This window comes from Wandonia sp., assembly GCF_984588085.1.
Genome location: NZ_CFIGVI010000005.1, coordinates 71,031 through 84,509 on the forward strand (window position 1 = coordinate 71,031; position 13,479 = coordinate 84,509).

The window sequence follows — 13,479 nt, forward strand, 5'->3', positions numbered from 1 at the left end:
GGTATGCACATTGTTAATCCAGAAATCGCTTCATTCCGGGAGTAAAGAATTTCTCCATTCGCCCCTTTTTATTTGTAAAAATAAGCAATACTTCCAGGTGCAAATCTGAATTCGTTTCCAGAAATTCCATTGCCTTTTCTGTCCCCATCACCATAAAAGCAGTTGCGTACGCATCCGATGTCGAAGCCTGTTCTGACCAGACCGTTGCACTCAATAACGTATGTTGTACCGGGTAACCTGTAACGGGGTTGATTGTATGACTATATTTCACCCCGTCTTTTTCATAATATTTACGGTAATTTCCGGAAGTAGCCACCGCTCCACCACGCAAGTTTACAACATTCGTAATATCACGCACTTCATCTCGCCCGTCATTGGATTCCTTAGGAGCATCAACACCTATTCTCCAGAAATGACCTTCCCGGTTCCGTCCTTTTACCCGAACTTCTCCACCAATCTCTACAAAGTAATTCTCATGCCCCTTTTCCTCCATATATTTTGCCACAACATCAACAGAAAGTCCTTGTGCAATAGCATTAAAATCCATCCTGAGCCCCTGCTTCTTTTTGGTTAGAGAAAAACGTCCGTCACCTAAATTCTTATACTCAAAATCAATCCCACTCCGGAATCCTGTCATAGTCAACAGCGAGTCTACTACATGCTGATCCATCTCCACTCCCGGGTCTTTCAAAAAGCCCCATCCTGCAACCAGAGGAAACACTGTGGGGTCAAATGCCCCTTTCGTTCGATCATAAACACGCATTGACTCCTCTATACATTGTTGAAAATACTGCTGTGGATCATCGAAATAATAAACTCCCGGAGAAGCCGCGTTGAATCGGGATACAATTGATTCCGGAATATACGACGACAGAGATGTATCGAAATCCTTTAACAAGTTATCAATCTCCTGTTGAGATACCAGCAGGGAATCATCCCCTGTAATAATTGTATAGGAAGTCCCTTGCGCATATCCTGAAATCAATTGATCTACACGTACTTCATCGTTCGCTGTTTCAAATTTTTCTTCAGAAACGGGAGCATCACAAGCTGTAAGAAATAAGGCTCCCGTTAGTATAAACTTACTTATGACGCACCAGTTTCGCGTCTTGTGTATCTCTTTGCCAAACATATTCTGCAATCGGTTCTCCATTTTTCGTATAAGTCGTCCCGTACTTGTTCGAACTACGTACATATACATCTCCTCGTCCATCCTTCACAACAATTCGACGGGTTTTCATTTCAACCAACAATCCATCCTCATCCTCTATTGTAAAGTTTTGTTCTGTTACTCCTTCCGGAAATTCTTCTCCCAGGGTATTGGCTACAGATTCAGAAAAGCGAATTCCTTTTGTCTCCAGACTCTCCAACATACGACGCATCTCAAGCGTTCGTTTTTTCTTGTCCTCAGAATCCTTACCTGCCTGATCTTCTAAATCTTGCTTTGTAGAAGTGATAACTTCGTTATTGTCCGTTTGTTTCTCGGACTCTTTTTCCTTTTCCTTCCGAACTCCTTCTTCAATATTGGAAACCGTCTTTTTCGTCAGATAAATATCTTTTGTTTTATCATCTGATTGCTTGGAAAGATGATCTCCCTGTTCTTTATTCAATCCCTGAACAGTTTCTACAATCTCTTCTCTTTCTTCTGCTCTGTCACTAACCGCTACTTCGTATTTCTCTTCTACTTTACCAACTTCTTTTCTCGTATCCAGAATTTCTGTTTTCTTTTCATTCGTTCTTTCTGCGGTAACATCATTCTGATGTTTGAATAAGCCTTTCACGGTCTCAACATTTTCCTGTCTGTCCAAATCCCGCCCTTCATTATCCGCACTAACCTCTTCATTTACCGCACTAATTTTTCCTTCAATTGCTTTGATTACCTCATAATCCGAAAGCGCTTTCTCCCGGACATTATCCGATATTTCTTTATTGACACGTGAAATTTTCTCATCAATATCTTTACCGATCAATAGCAGATCTTCTTCAGCTGAGTTCTTGTTTTTGGAAATTTCTTCCATTTCCTGAATCATTCTTTGAACCCGGTCATATTCTGTCAATAACTCTTCATCGGTCTTGGTATCAAGATCAAATTTCAACCCTTTTAATGCCATCTCATTGGCATCAACAATCATCTTATCTTCTTCCTGAAACCCGGAATGTTTCTCTTCAATATCCACAACCAACGATCGGGTCTCCTGATGAACAACCTGTTCATCCATAGCATCATTTCTTAGTTTCTGCTCAATTTCATACGTTTTCCCTTTTATGATTTCCTCATTCTCATTTGGGATTACGACTTTACCTTCTTCATGTTGTGCTTTTTCAACCACCACCTGACGAGCATAGGCTTCTCTTCTTAATCGTTCGGCATAAGCAAACAGGTTATCTTCGGCTTCTTTTGCTTTCAGGGAAGTATTCAACTGATCCACCTCTTCCGCAATCACCTGTTGTTCCTCACTCCTGTCTGCTTCAAATGCTGATTTTTCCTTTTCTATATCTGCTACAACTTCTCTCGTTTTTAAACGTTCTTCTTCTTCAGATTCAGAGACCACAACTGACTTATCCTGAATCTCCTCTTCTGTTTTCTTAACTTTCAAGTTGCGTTTGTATCTTCTATTCTCTTCCGCTTTTACAAAAAGAGCTTCTCCTTCCAAAATAGAGATATTCTCTTTTTTACCCAGATTCTCCAATTTGACAGGCATTTTACCTCCATTGGCTAAAATGGCTTCTATCTCTACCAGTTTATCTTTCGGGTACTGATCATTTGCTCGGAAAGTAAGTGCTCTTTCATACATTCCTTTTGCCTTCTCCCAATTTTCACTATCAAAAAAGTCATCGGCTTTTGCCAGAATTTTCAGATATTGTTTTTCAGCTTCTTTCTCGGATTCTTCTTTTTGTTTCTCAATTACTAAATTCAGCTGACTTTTCGCATACTTATCCAAAGGACGAATTGTCAACGCCTCCTGATAGAATTCCTGTGCCGATTTCCAATCCTCCTTCACAAAACGGGTATCAGCTTTACTAATCACTTTTCGGTATGCCTGTTCAGTCTCCGCTTCTTTCAATTTCTGTTCTGCTATACTCTCCAGAATTTTATTGATTTCTTCAATCTTATCCAAAGCAGCTTTATCGTTTGGCTTTACTTTCAATGCTTCATTGTAAGCATTCTTTGCCACATCATAATTTTCCTCAGAAAACGCCCTGTTCCCCTGTCCTATCCATTCTGCATATTTTTGATTATCCGCCTGATTCTTTTCCGATTCGATCCGTGCTTTCACTTCCTGAATTCGTTTTTGAGCATCGGAATCACCTGGCTTAACCACAAGCGCTTTCTCAAAAGTAGTTATTGCCTCCTGGTAACTTCTTGCATCAGCCAGTTTGTTTCCTTCGGACATATATTTTTTATATTCTTGCTGTGTTTTCTCTGCATTCATCTTTGATGCCATCAGATTATTCACCTGTTCAATTTTCTGCCCCGGTAATGATTCATTAGGTTTCAAATTTTTCGCTTTCACAAACTGTTCAAGTGCTCCGGACAAATCTCCTGCAGCCAGTTTAGCATCTCCACTTTTCATAGCGGCATCGTACTCCGCAGTAGCTTCTGCATTTTGGGCTTCCTGCCTTTTACGCTGTTCTATTATCTCCCTTATTTCTGCAATTTTTTGTGTGGGATACGCGTCGGCAGGTTTAATTGTCAAAGCACGTTCATAGTAACCAATTGCGTTTTCAAAATCTTCTGCGTTTTTCAGCTGATCTGCCTTATCAATAATCTTTTGATAGTTTCTTTCCTCCTGTTCCTGTGTTTCTGCTTTCATTCGTGCTTCCACATCTTCCAGTTTACGACGAATAGCATCGTCTTCTCGCAGAGCAAGCGCCTCATGGTACTTTTCTTTTGCTCCATCATAATTCCCTGCCCCTAACTTCGTATCTCCTTCACTAACGAGTTGTGCGATTTGATTATTCAGCTCCTGATCGGCCGACTGTTTTGCCAATCGGTCTTTTAGTTCACTGATCTTTTGACGGGGAAGTTCTTCTTCAGGCTTGATCTGTGTCGCCTTTTCATATTCTGCAATTGCTCCGGATAAATTTCCCGACGCTTCCTGCCCCTGAGCACGGGCGATGGTCTCATTATAATTTTGTTCTTTAGACAATTCAGCTTCTTTTGCCGCTAATTCTTCCGAAATAGCAGTAATACGTTGACGAACGTCAGCGTCTTCTTTATACGATAATGCCTCTTCAAATTTTGCTATGGCTCCCTTCAACTCACCCGATCCATACAAGGAATTAGCCGCAGCAACCAGTTCTGTAAACTGTTGTTCTTTTTCAGCCTCCGATTGTTTCGCTGACAGCTTATCATTTAATTTTTTGATTTGCTCTTTGGGGTATTCATTTGAAGCATCAATCTCCTGAGCTTCCTGATAAACCGTTATTGCTTCCGCATATTTCTCAGCGTCACGCAACTGATCCGCCTGAGCAATTTTCTGCTGGTACAACTGCTCCTGTTGCTCTTTTTTAAGACGTTCTGCCAGTTGCTCATCAATTTGGGCAATTTGTCCTTTTGGATAAGCTTCATCTTTAACGCCTAATGCATCCTGATACTTCGCCTTGGCTTCTTCGAGGTTTCCTGCATTCAACAGTCCGTCCGCCTCAGCAATCAACTGATTATACTGAGCTTCCTGTTCCGCATTAGCCGCCTGTTGTTCTAATAATTGATTAATTTCAGCTATCTTATCTTTTGGCTCCTGTTCATTCGGTTTTAATCCGGTAGCTTCCTCATACTTTGCTTTTGCAGTAACTAAATCTCCCGTAGAAAAAGCATTCTTCGCCGCCTCCATTGCCGACGTATAGTTGCTTTCCAATTCTTCAGCAGCTGCTAATTCACCAAGAAGGGCGTTTATTTCCTCAATTTTTTCACCCGGTAGACTTTCTGCCGGTTTTACCGTCTGCGCCTCCTGATACTTTGATTTAGCCTCCTGATATTTCTGTTGCTGGAACAATTGTCCTGCTGCTGCAATTAATTCATCGTACTGTTTTTGTTGTTCAGCTGCCGCATTCTGTTCTGCCAGTTTACTGTCAATCAACTCCACCTGACTTTTCGGATAACTCTCCTCCGGTTTAAGAGCTGATGCTGCCAAATAGACCGGTTTGGCTTCAGTCAATTTACCTTCGGCAAAAAGTTTGTCTGCTTCGGCAATTTTTTCAGCAAATTCCTGTTCCAGTTGTTCCTGATTCTTCAATTTTTCTATCTCAGCTTGCGCTAAAACTATTTTATCTTTTGGCGCCTGCTCGTCAGGCTTAATTCCTAAAGCTTTGTTGTAAGCATCAATTGATTTTTGCCACTCTTTCGCATCAAAGAGCGTATTTGCTTCCGCCAAAGCCTCATCATACGCTTTGTCTTTCGCCATCTGATCTGCCAGATTTTGCAAAATCCCTTCGATCTCAGTTATTTTATCTTTTGGCTCCTGTTCATCCGGTTTCAATCCGGAAGCCTCAACATACTTGCTTTTGGCTTCTTCGTAGTTTTTCTGATCAAACAGAGCTTTTGCCGCAGTCATAGCAGCTGTATATTCCTTTTCCAATTTTTCAGCAGCATCTGCATCAGCCATTATTTTCTCTATGTTCTGAATCTGATCCTTTGGATACTGCTCTTCTTTTTTCTCCAGTGCCTGCTGATAGGTCTGAATTGCTTTTTCGTAGTTCTTTTGATCACGCAGGTTATCTGCCGCCTGAATCAAGTTATAATACTCTTCATTCTTCTGTTTCTCTTCCAGTTCTTTTCGCTTCTGTTCAGAAAGAATTTCATCAATTGCCACAACTCTTTCCGTTGCATGCTTATCATTTGGCTTGTACCCCAAAGCTTCTTCGTATCCTGATAGTGCTTTATTCCAATCTTTTTCAATAAATGCTTTGTCCGCAGCAGCTATCGCCTCATTGTATTTCGCCTCTTGTTCCGCCAGTTTTTTCGCTTCTTCCTCCTCTTTGATTTTCGCTTTTGCTTCCTCAATTTTGGTCTTTGGTAAAGCTTCTGTTGGTTTTAATTTTTCTGCGTTCTGGTAATGACTCAATGCCTCTTTGTATTCTTTCAAGGCCATCGATTTATCACCGGCCGCCATCGATTCATCGTATTGCTGATTAATCGCTTCCGTCTGATCGCCCAGTTCCTCCTTCTTTTCCAACATGTCATCGATCTTAGACTTCATGGAAGAAATCTGCTTCCCATCCATATCGACCATCATCTTTTTCATGTTGACCGAAAAAGTGGTTGTGGGTTCTTGTGCAAAAAAGGACATATCTACTCCGGGAACCTCAGCGTAAAGTGTCATCTCCATTTCCTGCATCAAGTCTCCTGCCGGTAAATCCTCTTCATTGACCCCTACTAAATCTACGTATAGGTGACGAGCCGCCAGACCGCCTTTGTTAAATTCTATTTTATATCTTTTTCCATAGTCAAGTGCAACCTTAAATTTACCGGAATTGGAAGTAATTGTAGTAGCAACCGGAGATCCATTTGCAGTAACCGTAACAGTCACGTCACCTTCACGGCGATTCATATCATCATTAGTTACCGCTCCGAAAAGCAAAAACTTACTTTGTCCTATCGAATAGGAAGCAGTTAAAAGGAAAAGAAATAATATTATGTTTTTCATTTCGGTTACTTCAACGCAATTCGGTACACTTTGTTACCAAAAAAGTTCATTCTTTAACTTACAAATATCGTGAAAAATTAGCATACTTGTTAAAAACGAACACAATGCTTTCATTTCGCGACTTAAGTTACTGGGAAAAAAGATCTTTCACGGAAAACATTGATTATGTCATTATTGGCTCCGGGATTGTTGGTCTCAGCACCGCTATCGAGTTAAAACAATTACATCCGGAAAGTAAAATTGTCATTCTCGAAAGAGGCTATTTGCCCACAGGAGCGAGTACAAAAAACGCAGGTTTCGCTTGTTTCGGAAGTCCGTCAGAGCTTCTCGACGACCTTAAAACCAGTACTCCTGACAAAGTCAAAGAAACAATTCTCTTACGCGTTCAAGGATTGGATCGTTTACTAAATCGACTTGGTAAAACAGACATAGACTATCAGAACTGTGGATCGTATGATCTTTTTACAGAACAGGAAACAGATGCATTCATGTACTGTTCTTCACAGATTTCCTTCCTCAATAAACTCATAGAAGAAACCACGGGGTTACGCGATTGTTACTCCGTTTGCGAGAAAGGAATGATCCCGGGATTACCCAATATTCACGGAGCCATTTATAATCGTCATGAAGGTAGTATTGACACCGGAAAAATGATGAACTTACTATTGAGAAAAGCTGTAGAATCAGGCATCGTACTACTCAACCGGATACGGGTTACCAAAATTCTTTCACAAGAAAACAATGTTCAGATTGCAACTGAATTCGGATCTCTTTGTGCTAAAAAGGTAGCTTTATGTACCAACGGACTCACGCAATCTTTATATCCGGATATAGAACTGGAACCTGCCCGGGCACAAGTACTTGTTACCTCACCTATTCATGATCTTCAGCTCGACAGCACATATCATTATGATAAAGGATATTTTTATTTCAGGGTAGTGGACAAAAACCGAATACTGATCGGTGGTGCACGTAATTATGACTTTGCAGGGGAACGAACCGAAAAAATAGAAAATACAAACCTTATTCTCGACAAAATTCAGGAATTACTTCGTGAGGTAATTATCCCTGGACAATCATTCAAAATTGATTATCAATGGGCTGGAATTATGGGGATAGGAAAAAATAAAGCTCCCATCCTGAAAGAACTGGAACCAAACATCTATTGTGCTGTCCGCTTAGGCGGCATGGGAGTTGCAATGGGTTCTGAATTAGGCCATCGTCTTGCCAACTTACTTTCTTTCAGGTAAACAGAATGGTACGTACAGTTAACACCAAAAGTATTGATCTGTGAAAAATCACTTTTTTAAACCAATCAATTTGTTATTTTTGCAGCCATTAACGGCATGTTTCCAATGAAAAAAGTTCTTGTTTTACATTACAGTCAATCCGGTCAGCTGACAGAAATTTTAAAGTCCCTGACATCTGGCATGAATGCGAACAACGTAGAGCTGGAATTTGTCGATATACGACCCAAAAACAAATTTCCTTTTCCATGGAAAGGAGATAACTTTTTTGAACAAATGCCTGAATCCGTATTGGGAAAACCTTGCGAACTGGATGAAATCACGACCCGTCACGACCAATATGATCTGATTATCCTCGGTTATCAGGTTTGGTTTCTCAACCCTTCTGTTCCTTTCAATAGTTTCTTACAGTCTGACAAAGCCAGGACTCTTTTGAACAACACACCTATTGTCACTGTCGCTGGAGTTCGCAACATGTGGGTTATGGCACAGGAAAAAATAAAGAACGAGTTACAAAAAATCGGAGCCCGTCTTGTTGGAAATATTATCCTTGAGGATAAAAATCCGAATCTTATTTCTGTCGTTACGATTCAACATTGGCTTTTTACAGCAAAAAAAAGCCGTTTCCTCGGTTTTTTCCCACTTCCCGGTGTCAGTCAGGAGGATATTGACGGAGCGAAACGGTTTGGCACGACTATTGAGGAAGCATTACTGAAAGATGATTGTAACAATCTTCAGGAGAAACTCGTCAAACAAAATGCTGTAAGGATTGTTGATACAATCGTTTTTGTTGAAAAACGGGCTACGACTCTTTTCGGAATCTGGGCAAACCTGATTGAAAAGAAAGGAACTACCCCGAAAAAGAAGAAACTATGGCTCAGGGTATTTAATTATTATTTGCTTTTTGCCATATTTTTTATTTCTCCTATCGTGATACTGCTGTATTCAATAGGCAGATTATTCTTCTTAGGGAAAGTGAAAAAAGAAAAATTGTATTATCAAGGTGTTAAGTTAAAATAATGATAAAAGAAGCCTATATAACACGCATAAGCAAGTTTTTGCCGCATGATCCGATATCAAATGACGAACTGGAAAGCGTGCTAGGTTATGTTAACGACCAGCCCTCTAAAAGTCGTGCTATTGTTCTTCGGAACAATGGAATAAAAACACGCTATTACGCGGTAAAAGATGGTGTATTTACGCACAACAATGTTCAGTTAACCTGCGAAGCAATTAATAAACTTGTTGATCAGCAAGAAATTCAGGAAGTTGATTTACTGGCTTGCGGGACATCTTCTCCTGACCAGATGATGCCTTCTCACGCTTTGATGGTACATGGAGAGCTTCGTCACGCTCCTTCTTTTGAAGTTGTTTCCCAGGCAGGAAATTGCTGCTCTTCTATTCACGGTTTGAAGTATGCTTTCAATTCCGTTCGGGTAGGCGATGCAAAAAAAGCAGTTGTTACAGGTTCTGAATCATTTGCCAGAAAAATGCAGGCTTCTAACTTCGTTGAAGAAGTTCAAAAACTAAAAGAGTTAGAAGACAACCCTTATATCGCTTTCGAAAAGGATTTTCTTCGTTGGATGCTTTCTGACGGCTCTGCAGCAGTACTTGTTGAAGACCATCCGAACGAAGAAGGTTTATCCCTTCGTATTGACTCTATAGACATGTGTTCTTACGCCCAAAAGTATGACACCTGTATGTATATGGGAGGAGATAAAGATGAGAATGGAGATTTTAAAGGATATCTTGAATTCTCCAATCAGGAATTAATCGAAAAAAGTATTTTCTCTGTAAAACAGGATGTAAAACTTTTGCGTCCGAATATCGTTGCACAAGGCTTTGAAAAACTAACTGAGATTTGTGAAAGATATGCAATCGGAGCAGATGACATTGACTGGTTCTTACCTCATATGTCTTCCGAGTTTTTCAGAAAACCGATTCAGGAAGCACTGATCAAATATAATTTACCCATTCCGCAAGAGAGATGGTTTACCAATTTGACAAAGGTTGGAAATGTCGGAGCAGCCAGTGCTTTTCTAATGCTTGAAGAGTTACTGAATAAGAATATGTTGAAAAAAGGAGAACGCATTTTAGTGGCTGTTCCTGAAAGTTCCCGTTTCACGTATGCATTTGTTCTGCTAACCGTTGTTTAGCTATGAAAAAAGATGAAATCCCTCAGGACTACAGTGCGCTTGTCAATCACTTTCGCGAATTATGCTACGCAAAAGACCAAGACGGAAAATACACCACCGGGCTTTCTACCGGCTGGGAAGTAAAAACAGTAGCACTTGAACAGGCCTGGGAAGAAATTAAACTCCGTATAGAAGAAACGCTGGAAGAAATCCGGAAGGGACATAAAACACCGTTGGCTTATTTTATGGAACTGCGGCTAATGGACTCCAAACTCCTTTCCAAGTACGCAGGCATCTGGCATTTCAAAGTAAAACGCCATCTTAATAAACCCGAGGTTTTTCGTAAATTAGACAGTAAAACGATACAAAAATACGCACAGGCACTCGACATTACAGCAGAGGATTTGACCCAATTTAACAAGGCATGAAGACAAATTTCGAACACCATCAGGCAGCCCATTGTGAAAACGGGGTCACCTCTAATTTGTTCCAGTTTTATGGACTGAATCTTTCTGAGCCTATGGTATTCGGAATAGGTGGTGGTATATTCTTTATGCACCTCCCCTTCATTAAGGTTAATAATGCGCCGGGAACTACCTTTCGTCCAATGCCCGGAACCATTTTTAAGCGCAACGCGTCTTACTTTGGAATAAAATACAAGCGCCTTACATTCAATTCCCCGGAAAAAGCACAGAAGAAACTGGATGAAATGCTGGAACAGGGAAAACCGGTAGGTTTACAGGTCGGAGTATTTCACCTTCCCTACTTTCCGGTTGAATATCGTTTTCATTTTAATGCCCACAATATTGTTGTTTTCGGAAAAGAAGGAAATAGCTATCTGATTTCTGACCCTGTAATGGAAACCACAACCACCATTACGGAAGAAGAACTGACTCGTGTTCGTTTTGCCAAAGGTGCTTTCGCCCCCAAAGGACAAATGTATTACCCGGAATCTATTCCGCATATCAGCGATGATAAAATAAGAGGAGGAATAAAAAAAGGGATTAAGCATTCAGCCTTTTTTATGAATGCTCCCGGGCCGATAATTGGGGTCAACGGAATTCGTTACATCTCAAAAAAGGTGCGCGGATACAAAGAAAAACTGGGAGATCGAAAAGCAGGATTGTATCTTGGCCAACTCGTGCGAATGCAGGAAGAAATAGGTACCGGCGGTGGTGGTTTCCGCTATCTTCACGCAGCGTTTCTGGAAGAAGCATACGGTTATATTCCAAATGAAGATTTACTCCGGTTAAGTGAACAGTTTACAAAAAGCGGGGATCTTTGGAGACAATTTGCTTCTCAGGCTGCAGCCATCTATCGGGGAAGAATAACAACACAGGAAGCATTTGACCAGGCAGCTGATATTTTACTCGAAGTCGCTGAAATAGAAAAACAAGCCTTTCGAAAATCTGCCAAACTGAAATTCTAATTCCGGTATGGAAGCTTTAGTAGCCGAGCACATATCAAAATCATACCCCGGATCAGAGCGTCCCGCGCTCGACGACGTAAGTTTGTCCATTCAACAAGGTGACATCGTCGGGATCTTAGGACCGAACGGTGCCGGAAAAACAACCCTGATATCTATCATCTGCGGGCTTATCCGTGCTGATTCAGGAAAAGTCTTCGTTATGGGAGAGCCCAACTCCTCTCCACAAACCAAATATACACTGGGAGTCGTTCCACAGGAATACGCTCTGTATTTTGAGATGACACCACAGGAAAATTTGTGGTATTTCGGAAAAATGTGGGGAATTCCGGGAAAATTGCTTCAGGAACGAATTGATATGCTTCTGCAAGTACTGGGACTTGAAAATGTAAAAAACAAAAAGTTGAAAACGTTTTCAGGAGGAATGAAACGCAGAATCAATTTGGCTGCTTCTATTCTGAATAACCCTGAAGTTCTGATTCTGGACGAACCTACTGTAGGTGTAGATGTGCAATCAAGAGCTGCGATTATCGATTACCTGAAAAAATTAAACAGGGAACAAGGAACAACAATCATATACACTTCACATTTGCTAGCCGAAGCTCAGGAATTATGTAATCAGGTGCGAATAATTGAACAAGGAAAACTATTGGAAACAGGTAGTCCGGATGAGTTGATTCAAAAATATGAAGTTGCAAATCTGGAAGAAGTGTTCTTAAAATTAACCGGAAAAACAATCCGAAACTGATGAAAAAATTGTTGACCGGAATATGGAAAGAAATGATCCTGCTCAGGAGAGATAAGGCCGGACTGGGTATTTTGTTTATTATGCCGGCTGTACTTGTTGTAATCATAACGCTTGTTCAGGATAGTACTTTTCAGTTGATGCAGGACAATCGTATCCCGGTAGTTATTGTCAACCAGGATCAAAAAGATATTGCTAAAGAACTGATTGGTAACGTTGAGAAACTGGGTGAATTCAACCTTGAGAAAAATGACCAGCTTAATCTCCCTAAGCTTGAACAGGAAATCCGGAAAGGAACCTACAAAGTCGGGATTTATATTCCGAAGGGTTTTTCACAATGGATTCACAACAGGAGCTCCGGAAACGGAGAAAAGATAATAGCAGCATTGAATGAGGTCGAGATGGAAAAAACAGACAAATCCGACTCTTCTTCCATTCAGTTGGTATTTGATCCGGTTATGAAACTCTCTTTCCGTACAGCAGTACGAAGCGGTTTAGAAACCATTCTTGCCCGAATTGAAACCGAACAAATGATGGAATCCCTGTTTATTGAACTCACAGGTGAATCAATGCCGGATGATGTTGCAGAAATGCTAAATAAACCTCCCGTATATTTTACTGAAAAAGTACAGGATAATTCAGGTAAGTCTAAAATTCCAAGTTCCACTCAGCACAACGTTCCGGCATGGACACTCTTTGCCATGTTCTTTATTGTTATTGCCCTTGGCGGAAACATCGTTTATGAAAAAGATCAGGGAAGTTTTATGCGCCTTCGCACTCTTCCCGTATCCTTCATGAACATTTTAACGGCAAAAGTGTTAACATATATTATGGTATGTTTTGTTCAACTCGGGGTTATTCTTATTATTGGTTACTTTTTGTTTCCTGTAATTGGGCTTCCGCAAATTGAACTCCCCGAAAACAATGTTCTTTTCTTTATTATGACTTTTCTGATTGCGCTTGCGGCAACTTCTTACGGAATGCTTGTCGGGACGCTATCAAGAACTCATCAGCAAGCAGGTTCTTTCGGGGCAATTTCCGTCATGATACTTGCCGCACTTGGAGGCATCTGGGTTCCGACATTTGCCATGCCTGATATCTTACAAAAAATAAGCATCCTTTCGCCTTTAAACTGGGGACTGGAATCCTATTACGGATTATTCATTCGTAATTCAGGGATAACAGATTTATACATTTATATCGTTTTATTTGTGATATTCTCGGTATGTTGTTTTTCTGTTACCTTTGCATCACTCAAAAAACAAGGAATATTATAACC

At 40.6% G+C, this 13,479-nt stretch carries 9 protein-coding genes; 7 read left to right on the forward strand and 2 right to left on the reverse strand.

Annotated elements, in window-relative coordinates; translation table 11 throughout:
• Positions 1-13 precede the first annotated feature (13 nt).
• A complete protein-coding gene (locus tag AC4PL9_RS03485; protein WP_491603389.1) occupies positions 14-1,153 on the reverse strand; it encodes an FAD:protein FMN transferase in 1,140 nt (379 codons plus the stop codon).
• Entirely contained in the window at positions 1,083-6,647 is a 5,565-nt protein-coding gene (locus AC4PL9_RS03490) for a hypothetical protein (RefSeq protein WP_491603390.1), read from the reverse strand. Before AC4PL9_RS03490 ends, AC4PL9_RS03485 begins: the two co-directional genes overlap by 71 nt.
• A 104-nt stretch (positions 6,648-6,751) precedes the next feature.
• Between AC4PL9_RS03490 and AC4PL9_RS03495 the strand changes: the two genes are divergently transcribed.
• The 7 genes from AC4PL9_RS03495 to AC4PL9_RS03525 all read left to right on the forward strand — a co-directional run bounded on the left by AC4PL9_RS03495 (position 6,752) and on the right by AC4PL9_RS03525 (position 13,477).
• Positions 6,752-7,897 carry an NAD(P)/FAD-dependent oxidoreductase gene (locus AC4PL9_RS03495; RefSeq protein WP_491603391.1) on the forward strand — a complete coding sequence of 382 codons (1,146 nt, stop codon included), beginning with the start codon at positions 6,752-6,754 and terminating at the stop codon, positions 7,895-7,897.
• 105 nt (positions 7,898-8,002) lie between these two features.
• Positions 8,003-8,914, forward strand: coding sequence for a dialkylresorcinol condensing enzyme DarA (locus AC4PL9_RS03500; RefSeq protein ID WP_491603392.1), 912 nt, complete (start codon positions 8,003-8,005; stop codon positions 8,912-8,914).
• Positions 8,914-10,050: a dialkylresorcinol biosynthesis protein DarB gene (gene darB, locus AC4PL9_RS03505; RefSeq protein WP_491603393.1), complete on the forward strand. Its 1,137-nt coding sequence runs from the start codon at positions 8,914-8,916 to the stop codon at positions 10,048-10,050. The genes AC4PL9_RS03500 and darB overlap by 1 nt, the downstream gene beginning before the upstream one ends.
• Before the next feature lie 2 nt (positions 10,051-10,052).
• Positions 10,053-10,457, forward strand: coding sequence for a flexirubin biosynthesis protein DarG (gene DarG, locus AC4PL9_RS03510; RefSeq protein WP_491603394.1), 405 nt, complete (start codon positions 10,053-10,055; stop codon positions 10,455-10,457).
• A complete protein-coding gene (gene darH / locus AC4PL9_RS03515; RefSeq protein WP_491603395.1) occupies positions 10,454-11,458 on the forward strand; it encodes a BtrH-related acyltransferase DarH in 1,005 nt (334 codons plus the stop codon). Before DarG ends, darH begins: the two co-directional genes overlap by 4 nt.
• Positions 11,459-11,465: 7 nt before the next feature.
• A complete protein-coding gene (locus tag AC4PL9_RS03520) occupies positions 11,466-12,203 on the forward strand; it encodes an ABC transporter ATP-binding protein (RefSeq protein ID WP_491603396.1) in 738 nt (245 codons plus the stop codon).
• Positions 12,203-13,477, forward strand: a complete 1,275-nt coding sequence (locus AC4PL9_RS03525) for an ABC transporter permease (RefSeq protein WP_491603397.1) — start codon at positions 12,203-12,205, stop codon at positions 13,475-13,477. Before AC4PL9_RS03520 ends, AC4PL9_RS03525 begins: the two co-directional genes overlap by 1 nt.
• Positions 13,478-13,479: the final 2 nt, after the last annotated feature.